This is a genomic window from Photobacterium sp. 2_MG-2023 (assembly GCF_030547675.1).
Classification (GTDB): domain Bacteria; phylum Pseudomonadota; class Gammaproteobacteria; order Enterobacterales; family Vibrionaceae; genus Photobacterium; species Photobacterium arenosum.
The window spans coordinates 14409-32838 of record NZ_JAUOQQ010000003.1 but is presented as its reverse complement, the minus strand read 5'-3'; the positions used below and the strand labels follow the sequence as shown (position 1 = coordinate 32838).

At 47.5% G+C, this 18430-nt stretch carries 17 protein-coding genes and 1 riboswitch; of the genes, 13 read left to right on the top strand and 4 right to left on the bottom strand.

Annotated features, from left to right (window positions below; genetic code table 11):
- Window positions 1-14: 14 nt before the first annotated feature.
- A complete protein-coding gene (locus Q4491_RS03835) occupies window positions 15-1310 on the bottom strand; it encodes an alpha/beta fold hydrolase (RefSeq protein WP_303455092.1) in 1296 nt (431 codons plus the stop codon).
- 131 nt (window positions 1311-1441) lie between these two features.
- Complete coding sequence (locus Q4491_RS03830; RefSeq protein WP_303454801.1) at window positions 1442-2647, bottom strand: patatin family protein; 1206 nt, start codon at window positions 2645-2647, stop codon at window positions 1442-1444.
- A 365-nt stretch (window positions 2648-3012) separates the two neighbouring features.
- Between Q4491_RS03830 and Q4491_RS03825 the strand changes: the two genes are divergently transcribed.
- From Q4491_RS03825 to panP, 5 genes are all read left to right on the top strand, one after another.
- Window positions 3013-3639, top strand: a complete 627-nt coding sequence (locus tag Q4491_RS03825; protein WP_192016584.1) for a hypothetical protein — start codon at window positions 3013-3015, stop codon at window positions 3637-3639.
- A gap of 386 nt (window positions 3640-4025) precedes the next feature.
- Complete coding sequence (locus Q4491_RS03820; protein WP_192016583.1) at window positions 4026-5507, top strand: sodium-dependent transporter; 1482 nt, start codon at window positions 4026-4028, stop codon at window positions 5505-5507.
- A 2-nt stretch (window positions 5508-5509) separates the two neighbouring features.
- Window positions 5510-5608, top strand: coding sequence for a MetS family NSS transporter small subunit (locus tag Q4491_RS03815; protein ID WP_120510723.1), 99 nt, complete (start codon window positions 5510-5512; stop codon window positions 5606-5608).
- Window positions 5609-5847: 239 nt separating this feature from the next.
- Window positions 5848-6360: a hypothetical protein gene (locus Q4491_RS03810; protein WP_192016582.1), complete on the top strand. Its 513-nt coding sequence runs from the start codon at window positions 5848-5850 to the stop codon at window positions 6358-6360.
- A gap of 125 nt (window positions 6361-6485) precedes the next feature.
- Complete coding sequence (gene panP, locus Q4491_RS03805) at window positions 6486-8147, top strand: pyridoxal-dependent aspartate 1-decarboxylase PanP (RefSeq protein WP_303454787.1); 1662 nt, start codon at window positions 6486-6488, stop codon at window positions 8145-8147.
- A gap of 55 nt (window positions 8148-8202) precedes the next feature.
- Here panP and hutZ read toward each other — a convergent pair whose 3' ends face one another.
- Window positions 8203-8748 (bottom strand): heme utilization protein HutZ, encoded by a 546-nt coding sequence (gene hutZ, locus Q4491_RS03800; protein ID WP_192016580.1) that lies wholly within the window; start codon window positions 8746-8748, stop codon window positions 8203-8205.
- Complete coding sequence (gene hutX / locus Q4491_RS03795; protein ID WP_192016644.1) at window positions 8748-9230, bottom strand: heme utilization cystosolic carrier protein HutX; 483 nt, start codon at window positions 9228-9230, stop codon at window positions 8748-8750. Before hutX ends, hutZ begins: the two co-directional genes overlap by 1 nt.
- Window positions 9231-9618: 388 nt before the next feature.
- On the opposite strand from hutX, the gene Q4491_RS03790 reads away from it, so the two are divergent.
- The 8 genes from Q4491_RS03790 to lpdA all read left to right on the top strand — a co-directional run bounded on the left by Q4491_RS03790 (window position 9619) and on the right by lpdA (window position 18393).
- Window positions 9619-10455, top strand: a complete 837-nt coding sequence (locus Q4491_RS03790; protein ID WP_303454783.1) for a hemin ABC transporter substrate-binding protein — start codon at window positions 9619-9621, stop codon at window positions 10453-10455.
- An 85-nt stretch (window positions 10456-10540) separates the two neighbouring features.
- Window positions 10541-11545 carry an iron ABC transporter permease gene (locus Q4491_RS03785; RefSeq protein ID WP_192016643.1) on the top strand — a complete coding sequence of 335 codons (1005 nt, stop codon included), beginning with the start codon at window positions 10541-10543 and terminating at the stop codon, window positions 11543-11545.
- Window positions 11542-12363 carry a heme ABC transporter ATP-binding protein gene (locus tag Q4491_RS03780; RefSeq protein ID WP_192016578.1) on the top strand — a complete coding sequence of 274 codons (822 nt, stop codon included), beginning with the start codon at window positions 11542-11544 and terminating at the stop codon, window positions 12361-12363. Before Q4491_RS03785 ends, Q4491_RS03780 begins: the two co-directional genes overlap by 4 nt.
- Before the next feature lie 436 nt (window positions 12364-12799).
- Window positions 12800-13804 (top strand): substrate-binding domain-containing protein, encoded by a 1005-nt coding sequence (locus Q4491_RS03775; protein WP_303454780.1) that lies wholly within the window; start codon window positions 12800-12802, stop codon window positions 13802-13804.
- 213 nt (window positions 13805-14017) lie between these two features.
- A riboswitch (cyclic di-GMP riboswitch) is annotated at window positions 14018-14117 on the top strand.
- 131 nt (window positions 14118-14248) lie between these two features.
- Window positions 14249-14863 (top strand): TfoX/Sxy family DNA transformation protein, encoded by a 615-nt coding sequence (locus Q4491_RS03770; RefSeq protein ID WP_192016576.1) that lies wholly within the window; start codon window positions 14249-14251, stop codon window positions 14861-14863.
- Between the two features lie 197 nt (window positions 14864-15060).
- Window positions 15061-15453, top strand: coding sequence for a hypothetical protein (locus tag Q4491_RS03765; protein WP_237794454.1), 393 nt, complete (start codon window positions 15061-15063; stop codon window positions 15451-15453).
- Window positions 15454-15543: 90 nt separating this feature from the next.
- On the top strand, window positions 15544-16155 hold the full coding sequence (locus Q4491_RS03760) for a carboxymuconolactone decarboxylase family protein (protein WP_192016574.1): 612 nt from the start codon (window positions 15544-15546) through the stop codon (window positions 16153-16155).
- Between the two features lie 15 nt (window positions 16156-16170).
- Window positions 16171-18393 carry a dihydrolipoyl dehydrogenase gene (gene lpdA, locus Q4491_RS03755; RefSeq protein ID WP_303454774.1) on the top strand — a complete coding sequence of 741 codons (2223 nt, stop codon included), beginning with the start codon at window positions 16171-16173 and terminating at the stop codon, window positions 18391-18393.
- The last annotated feature ends 37 nt before the right edge of the window (window positions 18394-18430 follow it).

Below are 18430 nucleotides of genomic sequence, written 5' to 3'. Positions count from 1 at the left end.
TCAGAGCCTCTGTTCTAGCCCTGAAACTGATCGTGAATCTCCTGACTAAAGCGAAGTAAGGTATCAAGGATACGCTCACCATCCGCCCGCAGCCCGTTATGCTCGAACTCATTCGTCATCCAGGCTTTACTGTTTGGGATACCGGCCAGAGTGTCACGGCTGTAATCGAATTCCACGTACATGTCTTCGACATAAACCGCTGCAGCCAGCGGGACCTTGTTAGCGGCCAGCTGACTGGCATCATATAACGCTGGCCAATCTGCTTTTTCTGCCAGAATAGCTGCCGCTTCTCGCAATGGTTTCAGGGTGTCGAGCTGCTCAAACATCCACGGATAAACCATTTCTCCGGTAAAACAAAAATCTTGGCCGGGCTGATAATGACATTGCGGGTATTCATCGCGCACCCGGTGCGCAGACCAGCGGGACGCCTGATGCTGACAATAAATTGATTCGTGCAAAATCGCATAAATCGGATTGGTCTGGTAAGACTGCTCCGCCAGCATGGCGTTAAGGAAGCTATAGCTGAGTTCCGGTTGCCCGCTCACCTCGACAAATGCACTCTCCAGCTGATAATAGAGCGCCAGATCCCCGCCACTTCTGCCGAGATTGATGCCAATCAGCTGAAACTGCTCAACAGTAAATCGTTGCCCGTTCGGCAGAAAAACATCTTGGGTCAATACATGATCCGCAATGCGATTACACAATGCCTGAGCGGCAGGAAAACGCTGAAAGAAAGCCGCATTTTTATCCAACACCCGGCGATAGGTTGCCCGGTACACCTCATCAGCATGGCCAGAAATTGGAGGAATTCCGCCAGTTACACAGGCGCTCACCAGGCTGTCCGGGTAAAAAGAAAGATAATGCAGAGCACAAAACCCGCCAAAGCTTTGCCCAAGCAGTGACCATTGTTTGATCCCCAATGCTTCCCGAATGGCTTCTGCGTCATGCACTATATTATCTGCCCGAAAATGGCTCAGGTAATCGGCTTGCTGCTGCGCCGTTAACCCTGCCAGAGTCTGCGCATGGACCGGCTCACTCTGTCCGGTGCCCCGCTGATCGAGCAGCAGGACTCTGTAATCTTTCAGTGCCCGCTTCAACCAGCCACTTTCGGCCTCCGGTCTCGGTGATGGGAAACCCGGGCCCCCCTGCAGATAAACCAACCAGGGTAAATCGCTGCTTTCCTTGCCTCTCGCCACCACTTCACGGGCAAATACACGAATCTTTTGGCCTTCAGGGTGGTGGTAATCCAAAGGCAGTTGAAAAACGTGGGGCTGACAGAACATGTCCCCAATATAAAAACCTGATTGCATCATTTTCTCCATGTACCAACGGAGGACTTTCCGTCTCTACCTGGTGCCATGTGCCAAAGGATGGTCACTGTCACCGGTTATGGCCATCACGCTACTGGTACGTCATTGTGTATCGAGTACTGAAAATCAGGTTATTGCCTGACTGTCGTTTTGTTGTTCAGCATATCAGCAAAATACACCAAAAATTCACGGCCGATTTCCTTACCTTGCATGTAATCCAGATTCAAATCCTGCTGGCTGCTCAACAAAGCCTTACTATGCAGGGCTTTTTGCGGCGCAATCTGGATCACTTTCAGTTCCTCAGGAGGATGAATAAGGAAACCATTAACATCTTTGTAGGTTTGATAGTAGCGGTTGAGCATATCAAACACTTCAGAACGTTTACCGGTTAAGGACAGAAAACGCTCTACATTCAACCCACTGAGCCATTTACGGTAACCATTCACCGCTTTTTTCTCTTCTTCGAGCTCTTTATTCATTTCATCGGCTGCGATCATGCCTTGTGTTTCTTTATCCAGCCACAAACGCTTCCAATTATCGAAACGGTCGGTCAGTTCATGACGCACCGCTTTCACGCGGTCGAGAGATTCATTCAGGCTGAATCGCTCAATATATTCCGGCAGGGCAACTTCGATGCGCTCTCTCCAGTCATCCAGCACCCCCGGTGTTTGCTGTATCATCTGCAAAGGTTCGGTACGAACCACTATGACCAGCTCAGCCCCTCGCTTCCAGGCTTCCTTCACAGGTACAGCCGCACTTACTCCGCCATCGACCCATTCAAGTTCATTCAGACTAACGGGTAGATTATAAAGCAGTGGAATGGCACAGGACGCGCGCAGTACATCACGCCAGTTGTCTTCGTACATAGGCAGGTAGATATCCTGCAAGGTATCTTTGCGCGTGGCACAGGCAAGTGCCTGACGATACGTCAATACGCGACGGGCCGTCGAGACATCTAAAGGCGTTTTGCCATTGAGGCCAATCTGATCAAAGGCCCAGTCCAGATTCATCGGCTTTTGCTGACTCAGATAATGGTAGAGATTAAAAAACTCTTGTTGGGTAGTCAGGTTAACGATGAAGTCATGGCCAAACCTGGGTTGGCGGCTGATGAAAGAGGAAAGGTTCAGCGCGCCGGCAGATGTACCGATGTAGAGTTCGAACGGGTCAAATCCGGCTTCCAGAAAGGCATCAAAAACACCGGCAGTGAAAATGCCGCGCTGCCCGCCCCCTTGAACCACCAGTGCAATTTTTTGCTTTTTTGATTCCGACAATTTTGCAGAAAATGTGTCGACAAGACTGCCATCCAGATCCCCGAGACTAAAAGGCAAGTGATTCATACACCTAACTCACTCTGTTAAAAAACAAAAACCTTCCCCTCATTTCATTGTAAGGCGAATGCTCAACAACAGGAGAAAAATAATAACAGGGTGATATATAACGATTAATGCGTTATTGCCGTCAACCCAAATCCGAAAAGGACTATCATAATGATAACGGCAACGGTTAACGCCATTTTAAATTCAGGGGTTAAATGATTCATATACGCTCCATATTTACTATCACTGTGAGTGCGGGCTACCAGCACCATTCACTGGTACTAACACTAGCAGATTGTAGGGCTGAGCGTGCACCTTGACCATACAATAAACATGGTTTTAGGGCGACTATCACAATTATTTGATACTGGCGCAAGGAAGGAAAAATGGCATTAAATAACAATCATTTATTCATAATGTGCATTGTCTCTGCTCTGGCAATCACACCTGAAACACAAGCGAGTTCGCAAAAACCAATCTATGTGACGCCGTATTGGGGTTACTCCTTTCCGGATAGTATTGAGTCTGAGGGCGGGATGACAATATCCCCGGATAACGTGGGTCTTTTCGGTGTCACCATTGAAGGTAATTACGGAAAACAATCATTATTCAATGGCCGGATTGGATTTACTGCACAGCACATGAAAATGCAAACCAAAGGCTTTGATGACGACGGCAGTGCAACGTTTTTTCATTTTCAAAGCAGCAGCCATTATCGCGTAGCCCCTATGCTTACCAGCTTTATCGGCTTAAGTCTGGGTGGGACACTCATGGATGTCAGTTGGTCAAAACAGAATATTTTATTGTCGGGCGGCGCCTTTTTTGGTTCTGACTTTTTCATCAATAACAACACCAGAATTCGGTTAGAAGCCAGATGGTTAGCCAGCCGTGTTGACGGAAACACCACTGCTGATTGCCAAGGTACGGCAGGAATACAAGCCTGTGACGTGAATATCGATAGTGACTGGTTGAGTGTGTATCAAACCAATCTTGGTGTCAGCTTTGTGTTCTGAAAGAAAATAGTAAACTACTTACTTAGTACAATTAGTCTTCAAAATGTTGCAAAAGTCTAATTTTTGACTATTTATTAGTCATCGACGCTAAAAAATTAAAATAAAACAATTCACTCAATAATCACAGCATTACGGTGTGATCGTCTAAACATTTCGTTAACAACTTGTTATTTCCACAGTACGGAGGAATAAGTCAATAGTAATGCCTATTTATAACCAATAGTCCAAAACTTACTGTCTATTGCGCTGGTAAGTATCAGTGGTTAATCTCGTTTTAACTGCGTGGGGTTTCAAACCAAATTCCACGATACAGGAAGTAAATACTTAGAATAAAAAACTTAATAGATACTGTTTCATAGAGAAAAACAGTACACAAGGAGATACTTATGAAACGCGAACAATGGGGAACCCGAGCCGGATTTATTCTGGCAGCCGTGGGTTCTGCTATAGGATTAGGGAATATCTGGCGTTTCCCCTATATGGCTTACGAAAACGGCGGCGGCGCATTTTTTATTCCATACCTTTTCGCCATGATAACGGCCGGTATTCCATTCATGATTATGGAATTCAGCCTGGGACATAAGCTGCGTGGTGCAGCACCAAGAGCGTTTTCCAAGCTAGGTGTGAAACTGGAATGGCTGGGCTGGTTCCAGGTATTCATTGCTTCTGTCATCGCCGTTTATTACGTCGCTGTTATCGGTTGGGCCATCTCATACCTGGGCTTTGCATTCACTCAAAGCTGGGGAAGTGATACTAACGCTTTCTTCTTTAGTGAATATCTGAAACTCGGGGATAACTCGCCAAGTAATCTGGGTGGACTGCAACTGCACATCGCCATTCCGATGATCATCGCTTGGGGTATCACATTCGCGGCTATTTTCACCGGTGTTAAAGGTGGTATTGAGCGCGCGAGCAAAATCATGATGCCTTTGTTGTTCCTGATGGTGTTGGCGCTAATTGCCCGAGTTATTTTCCTGGATGGTGCACTGAACGGTCTGAACTACCTGTTCCAGCCTGATTTCAGCAAAATCCTGGATGCAAAAGTGTGGTCTGCTGCCTATGGGCAAATCTTCTTCACCCTGAGTGTCGGTTTTGCCATCATGATCGCCTACTCCAGCTACCTGCCTGAGAAATCTGACATCAGTAACAATGCCTTTATGACGGTATTGATCAACTGTGGCTTCTCTATGGTAGCGGGTATTCTGATTTTCTCTGTGCTTGGCTATATGGCTCAGGAACAGGCTAAACCGCTTACTGAAGTCGTTTCTGCCGGTGTGGGTCTGGCCTTCGTCACCATTCCTGCGGCAATAAACCTGTTACCGGCTCCGTATATTCTTGGCCCGGTGTTCTTCCTGGCTCTGGTTGTTGCGGGTTTGAGCTCACACATTTCAATCATTGAAGCTGTGACCTCGGCGGTAATGGATAAGCTGAAATGGTCGCGTAAAAAAGCAGCTTCCGTAGTTTGTGGAGTTGGCTTTATCGTCTCGATGGCGTTTGCAACCAATGGTGGCCTGCTGCTGCTGGATCTGGTTGATTACTTCATCAACAACGTTGCCCTGCTGGCAAGCTGCCTGATTGAATTGCTGGTTATTGGCTGGCTGCTGAAAGTCTCTGACATTCGCAGCTATGTGAACAGCATTTCTGAGTTCTCTATCGGTAAATGGTTTGAAATTTGTATCCGCTTTATCAGCCCAATCATGCTGGCAATCATCCTGGGTACGAACCTGACCAACACCTTTAATAACGGCTACGGTGGTTACGAAACGTCTGATTTGCTAATGCTGGGTTGGGGCCTGGTAGCAGCGATGTTTGTGATTGCAGTGATTATCAATGTTGCATCTAAACCACTAGAGAATAAAGAGGTATAAGTATGACTGCTGGTGCTATCATCATGATGCTATTCGGCCTGGGTATTACCTGGGGAGGCGCAGCTTACTGCATCTCAGTAGCGATGAAAAACAAGGGGTAACCCTTTGCTAACAAGAGGCCTGCGGGCCTCTTGTTGTATTCTCCTCAGACATATTACAGTTGATTCACACTCAAAAGTGCGCTTTGATTCATATTCGTTGAACGATGTGAACGAATGATACCAAGATCTCTTTCCTTTCAGACGCTTCTACCGCTACAATTTGCCAAAATACTCCGAAAGCTTGAACACCATGATGACATGGCGTTAATAGCTTCTATCAAACAGTTCAAGGAAAGACCATGAAGTTTCCAGCTCTTGTTCTCTCGTTCGCCCTGCTACCTACTACTGCTTTCGCTTCCACACAAACTTGCGAAAGCAATAAATACCATCAGTACATTGATGCTTCTCTTGAGTGGTACCAGAACCTGGTCCAGCTGACTGTGCAAAAAGATCCCGATTTACAGGAAGTCGGCGACTGGTTCATGGAAGGAAGAACCCACCATTTTGAATTGAAACGTGAAGCCGTTGACTGGTACCTGGCAAACGATAAAAGCCATTTAGACCTGTCACAATCTGTCGAATCCTGGCTTAAGCTGACTCAGCAAGACATTAAAACACTATCTGCCCAGCAAGGTAGCCTCGGCGATTACGCGAAGAAAGTCTTTGAGGATCGTCAAAGCACGCCACATCCCAAAAATTATGAGCTTCGCAGCGCTTTTGCCGACCTGTTAACCCACCCGGATGACATTGATAAGCCACTCAAAGAATACAACCGACAAATGAGCGCTATTGCTGCCACTCAGTGCGAATAACGCTCAACCGACTGGCACCGGACGTGACACGTTCGGTGCATTCTGATAAAAATTTCAAGACAATTATCCTCATTTCCAGTAAATTAGCCGGATTTGCCGACGTTAACTAAAAGTAACAACTCATTATGGCAGTGGAAAACAGACAAGCTGAAGCATCTCTTGATACCCTGCACCGTATCTTTACCGTGCCGGAAGCCCCCGACTCCACGCTTGGTCGGATCGAGAAAGAGATCTCCGAAAACCTCAACGCCTTTTTACAGACTCACATTGCCGCCCAGGAAAAGCCGCTGACTGAAATTGAAAAAGATTTCTCTTGTGCTTCTGTGCCAGAGCAACCCAGTTTTGTCTCTGAACATACACATTTCTTACTGGAAAAATTGGTTGCTCAGTCTGTTCACACATCCGCACCCACTTTCATTGGTCATATGACATCGGCTCTGCCCTACTTTTTGATGCCGCTGTCAAAGATCATGATTGGCCTCAACCAGAACCTGGTGAAAATCGAGACCTCAAAGGCCTTCACGCCACTTGAACGGCAGGTACTGGGGATTCTCCACAATCTGATCTACGGTGAAAGAGATGCGTTTTATCAACGCTGGATGCACAGTGCTGAACATTCTTTAGGCGCATTTTGTTCGGGCGGAACAATAGCGAATATCACCGCACTATGGGTTGCCCGTAACAACCTGCTAAAGCCAGAAGGTGATTTTAAAGGGGTCGCGCAGGAAGGCCTTTTTCGGGCGATGAAACATTACGACTATGATGATCTGGCTGTACTGGTGTCGGAACGCGGGCATTATTCACTGAAAAAAGCCGCCGATGTACTCGGCATTGGCAGAGACTGCCTGATTGCGATCAAAACCGACGAAAATAATAAGATCTGTACCGAAGATCTGCAGAACACCATCGAAAGTCTCAAAGCCAAAAATATCAAACCCTTCGCGATTGTTGGCGTTGCCGGAACGACAGAAACAGGCAACATCGATCCGTTGGATGAATTAGCCGATATCGCTCTCGCGCACAATTGCCATTTCCATGTTGATGCGGCCTGGGGTGGTGCGACCTTGATGTCCAATAAATACCGTCCATTACTGAAAGGCATCGAGCGAGCAGATTCAGTAACCATTGATGCCCATAAACAGCTGTATATCCCTATGGGTGCGGGTATGGTGATTTTTAAAAATCCCGCCTCTATGGCTGCAATTGAACATCATGCAGAGTACATACTCCGTAAAGGCTCCAAAGATCTTGGCAGCCATACGCTTGAAGGGTCCAGAAATGGTATGGCGATGCTGGTGTTTGCCAGCCTGAATATTATCAGCCGCCAGGGATATGAATTACTGATCAACAACAGTATCGAGAAAGCCCGCTACTTTGCTGAGCTGATCAAATCTGACCCCGAGTTTGAACTGATATCAGCACCAGAGCTGTGCTTGCTGACTTATCGTTACGTGCCTGAAGATACACAAAAGGCGCTGGCTATTGCTAACGATGAAGACAAACAGGCCATTCACGAAGCCCTGAACGATCTGACTCAGTACATCCAGAAACGTCAGCGTGAATCGGGTAAGTCTTTTGTCTCGCGAACACGTTTGATGCCAGAACAATGGGATCGCCGGATCACTACAGTCTTTCGTGTGGTACTGGCTAACCCTCTGACAACACCAGACATTCTGAGTGATGTGCTCAAAGAGCAGAAGCAACTGGCATTAACCAGCCAGCAAAGCTTGCCAAAGATTAACGCAATAACAGCGCGCATTCTTTCTCAAGCCAATCTCAGTCATTAAAACGCACCATAAAAAAACGGACAGTAAACTGTCCGTTTTTTTGTATAAATAGCTATCAGGCTGACTTTACATCATCGCTATCATCAATGCGCTTATGCCCTTCCGTCAGGTGGACAAAATCGATCAGATCATCACCAGTCACTTGAAATGCCTGGCCGAAACCTTTAACAAACAGGCCGTGAGTCGGCTCTAGACGGAATAGTTTGAAATCCTCCAGGCCACTCAGCCCGTCAACAATCTCACCGAAACGCGCTTTTAACGCTGTAACACCCAATTGCCAGCGCTCAGTGTCACGTTCTACCAGTACAACATTGGCTTCGAATGTTAAACGGGTACGTGCATAAATCGTTTTAGAGGTTGCTTCATCTTCGATCATCATCAGAGATACCTGCGGATTTTCCAGCAGATTTCGGGCATGTCGGGCGATTTTCGAAATGAGCACATAGTATCCGTCATCCAACAAAGCAAATGGCGCATAGCTCACATTCGGCTTTCCTTCTGAGTCTACTGTTGCCAACTGCAGTGTCTGACAAGCATCTCTGAACGCCTGAATTTGTGGCTCCAGACGGTTTTGCAGACGTTCTTGTTTCACTTCGCTCATTACACTTCTTCTCCAACAAAAGCCTGTTTCAACGAATTAAATTTCTCAACTTGCTCAGGGATAAGCTGTCGCTTTTCATCCCTGCCAAGGTAAATTTTAAAAATACACTCACCATTGTCTGCCAGAAAACCAATGAAATAACTTTCATTTCCTTGCATAGGTTTACTGACTAAAACCACATCCGACACGCGATCAAGCTTCAGGTGGCCATGCATTTCACCCGCTTTCCCAATCAGATTGTAGTATCCACGCGCTTCTTTACCTTTCGGAAATGGCGCCTTTACTTCAAAGATTGATCCCATAGAGTGAACAATGGTTGTCATCATTCCCCACTCCGGCAGCACCTCTAAAATAGCCTGAGCATGCTCCCCTGCAATATGGGTAACAAGTTCATCCGGTAAGGCCAGGATGATTTCGCCCTCAGTCACACCCAGCTTTTCCGCTATCAGCACTGCGTGCAAATTCGGGTTTTCTTCCAGCATCGCACCAACTTCTGTTTTCAGCGTTGCCAAACTGAATTTCTCAAACACTCACGCTCTCCTTCATCATGCTGCTTGCAAAGTCGGCCCTCATAGCCTGTCAGCCTTATCGGCATGCAGAAGCACAGCAACACACAAAAAATAATGATAATTAATTGTATTTGTAAAAATGATAAGGTGCTCTATGTCCTTTTGCAAATGATAATTGATATTGTTTAGCATTCATGGATAATGACGCGATTAATAATAATTATCACTTGTGATAACAATATCATTTGTGTGATATTGATTTTCATCTGTATTTCATTTGAGATATTTTGTCAGAACTCCATAAGCAATTGATATTGCTTTGATTTATCAAGACTATCTGCAATCACATTGAGGGATTTTCATGAAACGCGCCGTACTGTCTGTTGCTCTTTTCTTCGCTGCCACATCTGCATGGGCAGAAGAACGAATAATCAGTGCAGGTTCCGGCATTACCGAACTCATAGTGGCAATGGGCGCAGAGAGTCAGCTTGTTGGTGTCGATATCACCAGTAAAGCTTATACCGGTAATGGCATTCCAACCCTTGGTTATCACAGACAGCTTTCCGCGGAAAGCATCATCGCGCTGACGCCCGACCGGGTCGTGGGTTCTAAAGAAATGGGGCCTGAAACTACACTCTCTCTGCTTCGCCAGGCGGGTATCTCAGTCGACATCCTTAATTCGGGCGATACCATTAATGATCTACTCAAGCGTGTCGAGCAAGTAGGTCAACTCACGGGGAAACAGGCCCAGGCAACACAGCTAAACAGCCAGATTCAACAGCAAGTGAAGCGAATTGAATCGCGTCTGGCAGACAAACACACACCTAAACGTATTCTCTTTCTGACCATTCATGCCGGGCGAGCACCTATGGTTGGGGGACGCCACACCACTGCGGATACGGTTATCAGGCTCGCAGGCGGCATGAATCCAGCGGCTACAGCCATTGAATCTTACAAACCCTTATCTGCGGAAGCTATGGTGGAGATGCAACCTGATATCATCCTGCTAAGTACTCATGCCAGCCAGTCGATAGGCGGACTCAACGGTCTGATAAAAAGCATACCCTTACTGGCAGCGACACCTGCTGGTCAGAACAATGCGTTATATACCATTGACGGTACTGCCCTGATTGGCGGCTTGAACCTGAAGAGTCTTGAAGAAGCCGAGCGATTGAATCAGGTTCTGTATGGCCAGTAAAACCATGTCTGACCCAAGCATGTCTCATTCAAGGATGCAACGCATCCGTCTGTTGTCATTACTGCGATTGCCAACGTCAGCCATCATGCCCTCGACATGTCTGTTACTGGCCATTGCGGCATGTTGTTCCATCATTGTCGGACCAATGGCTATCTCGTTCTCCGACATCTGGCAGGTTATTCTGCCGGGGCAGCAGAAAGTGGCTCCCCATATTGAGTTGATTATTCAGCAAGTTCGTTTACCACGCACACTGCTGTGTATTGCCATCGGCGCTGTGCTGGCGCTTTGTGGCGCGGTCATGCAGGGACTGTTCCGAAACCCGCTGGCTGATCCCGGCATTATAGGCGTTGCCGGCGGAGCAAGTTTAGGCGCTGCATTAGCCATAGTCTTGTTCGGCTCACTGGCAGCGTCATTCCCGCTGCTGCTTACCCTTGGAACCGTACCGGTTTTTGCCTTTGCAGGTGGCGCTATCACAACCTGGGTTGTGTACTTTCTCGGTACAGATAAAACCGGCACCTCTGTCACAGTGATGTTGCTTGCTGGCGTGGCGATTGGCGCTTTATCCGGTGCGGCGCTCGGGCTGCTGAATTTCTATGCCGATGATCAGGCACTGCGTGATCTCTCACTGTGGACTATGGGTTCTTTGGCGGGGGCGACCTGGCCAGGTATTGCCCTGTCTTTTGTTACTCTAGCCACCCTGTTCTGCCTGTTCACTCGCCAGGCAAATGCATTAAATGCCCTCTTATTGGGCGAATCTGAGGCTCAGCATTTAGGTGTCAATGTACAAGCATTGAAACGTTTACTGGTTCTATTGTGTGCAGCCGGCGTTGGCGTGGCCGTCTCGCTCTCCGGTGTGATTGGCTTCATTGGACTGATTGTGCCGCACCTTGGCCGCATGTTAACTGGCCCTAACCATAAAACACTGTTGCCCCTTTCCGCACTTCTGGGCGCACTGATCCTGTTGATTGCCGACATGCTAGCCCGCGTTGTCGCCGCGCCCGCCGAGCTGCCGGTAGGTATTATCACAGCCCTTCTGGGCGCGCCATTTTTTATCGTCCTGCTTACAAAACAGCGAGGTCGTTTGCAATGATCCACCACATAATATGTCAACCCAAAAAGCAAGCTGCCAGAAACCTGCCAGTGGCAATATCGGCCGAGAAACTGTCGCTGGCACTGGGCGGTAAAGTGTTGCTCGATAATCTGAGCATTAGTTTTCGCAGTGGTGAGCTGACCGCTTTACTCGGACCTAATGGTGCCGGTAAGAGTACTTTGCTGAAAGTGTTATCGGGGGAAATGCATGCCAAAGGCAATATCTACATCTTTGGTGAGCATCGTAAAAACTGGGATGCCCACCGTCTGGCGCATCATATGGGCGTGCTCCCTCAGCACAGTACGCTGTCTTTTGGTTTTACCGCTCAGGAAGTTGCAGAATTGGGCACTATGCCCTTAAAGCTCAGTCTGAAAGAAAGCCAGCACATAACGCGTCAAAAAATGGCCGATGTGGGTATCAGTCATCTCAGCCAGCGGCTTTATCCTTCACTTTCCGGTGGAGAGAAACAACGTGTCCACTTTGCAAGGGTACTGACGCAACTCAGCGCTGCCGGGGATCAATGTCTATTAATGCTGGATGAACCCACCTCTGCATTAGATCTTGCCCATCAGCAAACCTGCTTAAGTCTGGCAAAAAAAATGGCAGACAATGGCGCCGCGGTCATTCTTGTTATTCACGACCTGAATCTCGCTGCTGAGTATGCCGATCGTTTGATCTTACTCAACCACGGTAAAATACAAGCAGATGGCGATGCCTGGCACACATTAACAGCGGAACATATCCAATCCGTGTATGGTGCCCCTGTTATCATAGAGACTCACCCGCGCGGGCATTTCCCTGTCGTCCTGTCGGCATAACGCCACAAACCATGAGGCACATTCAACTGTGCCTTCTGCTGATTTTACACCACTAAAATTGCGTACAATTGTTGCATCCTATTATTGACCTCTATCAAGAATCATTCCACTCAACAAGAGAAACGTTGCACTGTGCGTGAGTCTCAGTAAAATGTGATCGCAAGCGATTAACCGATGAAACGAAGCGTAATGGCGGTCAAACTTTTATCCGGTTTACGCTCCCTTGGGCGATAGCCTTCGGGTTCTCTTTTACAGTGCGTTGTGGGTATCTTTTCAAGACATTGTCAGATGGCACAACACCGATAGAACATGATTAACGACCAGGCCTGAGTCATTCATTTCTTGCCGCTTTCTTATGCATAAAGCGGCTTTTTAACGTCTGGCCAACATTAAGACTCAAAGAGGCCCAAAGGGCCTGAAGACTAGAAGAACAACTATGGCAACCATTAAAGATGTTGCACGTATGGCTGGTGTATCGACAACCACAGTTTCACACGTGATCAACAAAACCCGCTTCGTAGCGGAGGCGACACAGAAGAAAGTCCTGACTGCAGTTGAGGAGCTGAATTATGCGCCTAGTGCTGTCGCACGCAGCCTGAAATGCAACACGACCAGTACAATCGGCATGTTGGTGACCAAATCGACCAATCCATTTTTTGCAGAGTTGGTGCATGGTGTCGAGGAATACTGCTATAAGGCAGGATATACGCTGATCCTTTGTAACACTGAAGGTAATCTCCACAAGCAAAAAGATTATCTGCGCATGCTGTCTGAAAAACGCGTCGACGGGCTACTGGTCATGTGCTCTGATCTGGATGATCAGTTGCTGGAACAATTAGAACGACAGCCTGATCTGCCTATGGTGATCATGGACTGGGGTCCGGCCCGCCCCAAAACGGACAATATACAAGATAACGCTGAGCTGGGCGGTTACCTGGCAACCCGCCATTTTATTGACAATGGACACACTAAAATCGGCTGCTTGTCTGGCCAGAAAGATAAATCCACCTGCCGTGAAAGGCTGAAAGGTTTTAATAAAGCGATGCGCGAAGCGAGTCTGACTGTCAATGAAGGCTGGATTCTTGAAGGTGATTTCGAATGTGAATCTGCAGTTGTTGCAGCCAATGAATTTATTGCTATGAAAGATCGTCCAACAGCCATTTTTTGTTTCAATGACATTATGGCCATGGCATTAATCAGCACGTTTGAGCAAGCCGGCGTGAGAGTGCCTGAAGATGTTTCTATTATCGGTTATGACAATATAGATCTGGCCCCTTACTTCTCCCCACCCTTGACCACTATCCACCAGCCGAAGCGGCGTTTGGGCAAAACGGCAGTGGGAATCCTGATGGAAAGAGTGAAAAGCAAAAGTCACGATTTCCAGACATTTGAAATCAATCCGGAATTAGTTGTCCGCCATTCTGTAAAACGAATCACGTAAAAAATAAACGATTTTCCTCCATGTGATGTAGCGTACAGCCGATATTAATTTGACTATCGGCTATTTGCATATGGAATATTACTACGCCATGGGGGAATTAATGAGACAATGCATCGCATTCTGTAAAATTTATACGATTTTTATTGCGATTAGCCTCACAATTTTTTTGTGCGATCCATATCAAATTAGTCTTATTGATATATGATTAAACAGTCACGAACAAGGCAAACCATTTGAAAGAATGGGACGCAAAGCTTCCGGCCTAAAAGTAACTGCTTGATTAGCTTTTACTCATGGTAGCGGGGTTGCCGATGGATGAAGTGAAGATTATAGACTGTTTTTGTCATAACTATGACAAAGCATTCATAATCTTGTGCATAATTGAATCCTCGCTCCTTTGTTAAGTGACTTCTTTTGTTGAAAATAATTGCCGAGAAAAGAAGCATGGACAAACCATTACTGAAAGATTCAATTCGTTTATTTGAGAAATTTGGTCAAATAAAATCTCGCTCTATGTTTGGCGGGTTTGGCATTTTCGCAGGTGAAACGATGTTCGCTCTAGTTGTTAACAACAAGCTGCATCTGCGCGCTAATGCGAGAAATGAAGAAGCCTTCAAACAAGCAGACCTCAAACCGTACGTCTACCAGAAACGCGGTTTTCCTGTTGTTACGAAGCACTATGCCATTCCGGATAACTGGTGGGAAACCCCTGATGTTATCCTGGAACATGCAGAACGTTCTCTGAATGCTGCCCAGGCGGATAAAGAGAAAAAACTGCAGGCTAGCCCTAATCGCATTAAAGATCTGCCTAACCTGCGTCTGGCCAATGAGCGTATGCTCAAAAAAGCCGGTATCAGTTCTGTTGATCAACTCTTCGAGGTCGGTGCTATTGGTGCTTTCCAAGCGTTGCAGGAATCTCATCACGAGTCATTGAGTCTGGATCTGCTCTGGGCATTGGAAGGTGCAGTCAGTGGTAAACACTGGTCTGTTATTACCCCACAACGCCGAAATGAGCTATTGTCAAAGCTGGAAACATCAGCTTCAAGTGCTCATCATTAAGGTTTCCCCTGTCAGTGTTTCATTACCTGTGATGAACGCTGACGGTTTATAACCTGCTTTCCAGCCCTGACGCTCCGTCAGGGCTGTGTAAAATGAAGACTCAACTCACAAACGCAAGTTACAAGATTATCAGTTAGCTTCCCTTCAGCTCTGTCACCTTTAGAATGTATGTTTTGCCACCACCCAAGGGAGGTTTCATGCGTTCGTCATCGCCGTTTCCGGGTCAGACTGACAACATCTTCAGAGACAAATTCTGTAAATGGCCAAGACTGATGCGTTACCTGGTCTTCATCAGTTTGTTACCTCCGGCCTTTCTTGTCGCACTTGTGCACACTGACGCAGTTAACGTTAACGAGGTGCTGATCCCCAGCATTATTGCTTCTGCGCTCAATATGCTGCTTTTTTTCTGGGGCATCATATTGAAAGTCAAAGCACGTAAACACTGGTACCGAAATTATCATATCGGCAAAACCATGCTCATTGCACTTCTACCTGTAATAGCAAGCAGTTATTTGTTGCTGGAACAGCACGAACCTAAAACAGCGGCGAACCACCTTGCCCCTCGCAGTGTTCAACTTTCAGTCAATTAACAACAAGAACACACAAATTTGACTGTTTTCTGAAATTTGTCCGGGTATCCGCGGTCGTGTTATTAAATCGCTTTATCCGGAGAGCTTCAGGTGCGCATCACCACAAAACAGCATTATTCGATCTTAATCCGTCCACTGCTCTGGCTGCAGACACGGCACTTTGGCAAACCCCTGAACCCGGCTTTGCTTTGGGGACGCCGCCCCTTCCTCTTTTATCTGGTTGCCAGTTTTTTTGGCTATCTCGACCGAAAGCGATCCCCTGTATCCGATGTGATACGTTCCTTGGTTTGTGTACGTGTTTCACAGTTAAATGACTGCGCATTCTGCATAGATGCCAACGGTATGCGACTGGCGCAGCGGTGCCAGTCTGTAGAAAAAGTACAATCTCTGCCTGATTGGCAGCAAAGCCCGCTGTTCGATACACAAGAAAAAGCTGTTCTTGCATATACAGAAGCCATGACTGTAACAGGCATGAAAGTCACATCAGCAATGATTGATGACCTCAAACAGTGGTATGACGAAGATGCTATCGTTGAGTTAACCGCATTAGTCAGCTTTCAAAACCTGTCTGCGAAATTTAATACTGCGTTAGATGTCCCTTCTCAGGCGTTTTGCACTATTCCTTTAACAAAGGATCATAAACACACTGAGCAAAAACAAGAGCCGTCGAATGGCAATGCAAACCAACAGCAACGCAGATAATCAATGATGAAAAATATGAAAAAACCCTTATTGCTGACATTCATCGTCAGCGCCATCGTGGCCTGGTTCGCTTTCGATCTCGGCGATTATTTCACTCTGGAACAGGCTAAGGTTTACCAGCATTCGTTACAGGCAACCATTACCGCAAACCCTCTGCTCTCCAGCGGACTTTTCTTCCTCATTTATGTTGTCATGACGGCCTTGTCCTTCCCTGGGGCTGCCATCATGACGCTGCTTGGCGCTGCACTGTTCGGTTTCTGGTGGAGCCTGCTTATCGTCTCTTTTGCCAGCTCCATCGGAGCGACACTGGCATTTCTGGCCAGTCGGTTCTTATTGCGAGACTGGGTGCAATGCAAATTTGGCCTGCGTCTGGCCGCGATTAATCGTGGCATAGAAAAAGACGGCGCTTTTTACCTCTTTACGCTGCGTTTAATTCCCGTCGTTCCCTTTTTTCTGGTAAACCTGCTGATGGGCCTGACACCTATGCGCCCGCGTCAGTTTTATTGGGTAAGCCAGTTAGGTATGCTGCCAGGTACCGCTGTCTATCTAAATGCCGGGACACAGCTGGGTGAGATTCAGTCGCTGTCCGGGCTGATTTCTTTGCCTGTTCTGCTGTCCTTGGTTTTGCTGGGTATTTTTCCCTTTATCGCCAAAGCAATCATGGCCTTCGTCCAACAGCGGAGGGTCTATCAAGGCTGGCAAAAACCTGAGCGTTTTGATCAGAACATGGTTGTGATCGGTGCCGGTGCCGGCGGGCTGGTCAGCGCCTATATTGCCGCAGCCGTCAAAGCCAAAGTCACTCTGATTGAAAAACACAAAATGGGCGGTGACTGCCTGAATACCGGCTGCGTACCGTCTAAGGCGCTGATCCGGGCCGCACATACTCTGCATACTATCACCCGGGCACCGGAGTTCGGGATTCGCAGCCAGCCAGCCCAGGTGGATTTTCCTGCTGTCATGCAACGTATTCACCGTGTTATCAAAGGGATAGAACCGCATGATTCCGTCGAACGTTACTCTGAGCTTGGGGTAAACTGCATTCAGGGCGAAGCGCGTATCCTTTCTCCCTGGGAAGTGGAAGTCAACGGCACACGCATCACGACACGCAACATAGTTATAGCCACCGGTGCCCGACCTGTTGTACCGCCCATCGAGGGTATTGAAAAAGTACGCTATCTGACCTCAGACACCTTGTGGTCCATCACAGAGCAACCCAAAAAGCTGCTTGTACTGGGTGGCGGCCCGATTGGCTGTGAGCTGGCACAGAGTTTTCAGCGCCTGGGCAGCCAGGTCACTCAGGTTGAAATGACAGATCAGCTCTTGGTCCGGGAAGATGCTGATGTGGCAAAGCGGGTTCAGGACAGCCTGATGAAAGACGGCGTAGACATTAAACTGCAACACAAAGCAGTAAAATTTGACGCTGCAACGTCGGATTCCGGCGAAGCCCTTCAGTATGTCATCCTTGAGGATAATCACGGACAGCAGCATCAGGTTGAATTTGATGCGGTCATCCTGGCGTTAGGCCGTGTGGCCAATGTTACAGGTTTTGGCCTGGAAGAACTTGGCATCACGCTGAACGAACGCAAAACCATAGACGTTAACGAATACCTGCAAACCCGCTATCCCAATATTTTCGCCGTCGGAGATGTTGCCGGCCCGTTCCAGTTAACGCATGCCGCCGCACACCAGGCTTGGTATGCGGCTGTAAACAGCCTGTTCGGACAGTTTAAGTCATTCAAAGTGGATTACCGTGTCCTGCCTGCCGTGACTTATACGGCTCCCGAAGTCGCTCGTGTGGGCATTAATGAGAAAGAAGCACAAGCTCAGGGCATAGACGCGGAAACCACTCAGTATGAATTGAATGATTTAGATCGCGCAATTGCTGACGGTGAAGACTATGGTTTTATTAAAGTATTGACCCCAAAAGGGAAAGATACCATCCTCGGTGCCACCATTGTGGGTAACCAGGCCGGAGAACTTCTCGCGGAGTTTACCCTGGCAATGAAACACGGGCTTGGATTGAACAAAATTCTGGGTACGGTTCACCCTTACCCCACTATGAGTGAAGCCAATAAATACACAGCAGGTGTATGGAAAAATGCCAATAAACCGGAACGGGTTTTGGCATTGCTGGAGAGATTTCATCGCTGGCGGCGAGGTGGCGACAACGGCCATCAACAAAAATCACAGAGCGACAATCTGAAAGCTCATCTGCAGGAAAGTAAGGATCAGCAATGAAAATGGCATGGATAACACTTGGGTTGGCAATCGCAGC

Bases quoted from the DNA above. Each gene is read 5' to 3' on its own strand.
- Q4491_RS03770 (WP_192016576.1), top strand. From the start codon at position 14,249: ATGGACAAACCATTACTGAAAGATTCAATTCGTTTATTTGAGAAATTT.
- Q4491_RS03815 (WP_120510723.1), top strand. From the start codon at position 5,510: ATGACTGCTGGTGCTATCATCATGATGCTATTCGGCCTGGGTATTACC.
- Q4491_RS03835 (WP_303455092.1), bottom strand. From the start codon at position 1,310: ATGCAATCAGGTTTTTATATTGGGGACATGTTCTGTCAGCCCCACGTT.
- Q4491_RS03810 (WP_192016582.1), top strand. From the start codon at position 5,848: ATGAAGTTTCCAGCTCTTGTTCTCTCGTTCGCCCTGCTACCTACTACT.
- Q4491_RS03790 (WP_303454783.1), top strand. From the start codon at position 9,619: ATGAAACGCGCCGTACTGTCTGTTGCTCTTTTCTTCGCTGCCACATCT.
- Q4491_RS03785 (WP_192016643.1), top strand. From the start codon at position 10,541: ATGCCCTCGACATGTCTGTTACTGGCCATTGCGGCATGTTGTTCCATC.
- Q4491_RS03775 (WP_303454780.1), top strand. From the start codon at position 12,800: ATGGCAACCATTAAAGATGTTGCACGTATGGCTGGTGTATCGACAACC.
- panP (WP_303454787.1), top strand. From the start codon at position 6,486: ATGGCAGTGGAAAACAGACAAGCTGAAGCATCTCTTGATACCCTGCAC.
- Q4491_RS03830 (WP_303454801.1), bottom strand. From the start codon at position 2,647: ATGAATCACTTGCCTTTTAGTCTCGGGGATCTGGATGGCAGTCTTGTC.
- Q4491_RS03820 (WP_192016583.1), top strand. From the start codon at position 4,026: ATGAAACGCGAACAATGGGGAACCCGAGCCGGATTTATTCTGGCAGCC.
- lpdA (WP_303454774.1), top strand. From the start codon at position 16,171: ATGAAAAAACCCTTATTGCTGACATTCATCGTCAGCGCCATCGTGGCC.
- Q4491_RS03825 (WP_192016584.1), top strand. From the start codon at position 3,013: ATGGCATTAAATAACAATCATTTATTCATAATGTGCATTGTCTCTGCT.
- Q4491_RS03765 (WP_237794454.1), top strand. From the start codon at position 15,061: ATGCGTTCGTCATCGCCGTTTCCGGGTCAGACTGACAACATCTTCAGA.
- hutZ (WP_192016580.1), bottom strand. From the start codon at position 8,748: ATGAGCGAAGTGAAACAAGAACGTCTGCAAAACCGTCTGGAGCCACAA.
- Q4491_RS03780 (WP_192016578.1), top strand. From the start codon at position 11,542: ATGATCCACCACATAATATGTCAACCCAAAAAGCAAGCTGCCAGAAAC.
- hutX (WP_192016644.1), bottom strand. From the start codon at position 9,230: ATGCTGGAAGAAAACCCGAATTTGCACGCAGTGCTGATAGCGGAAAAG.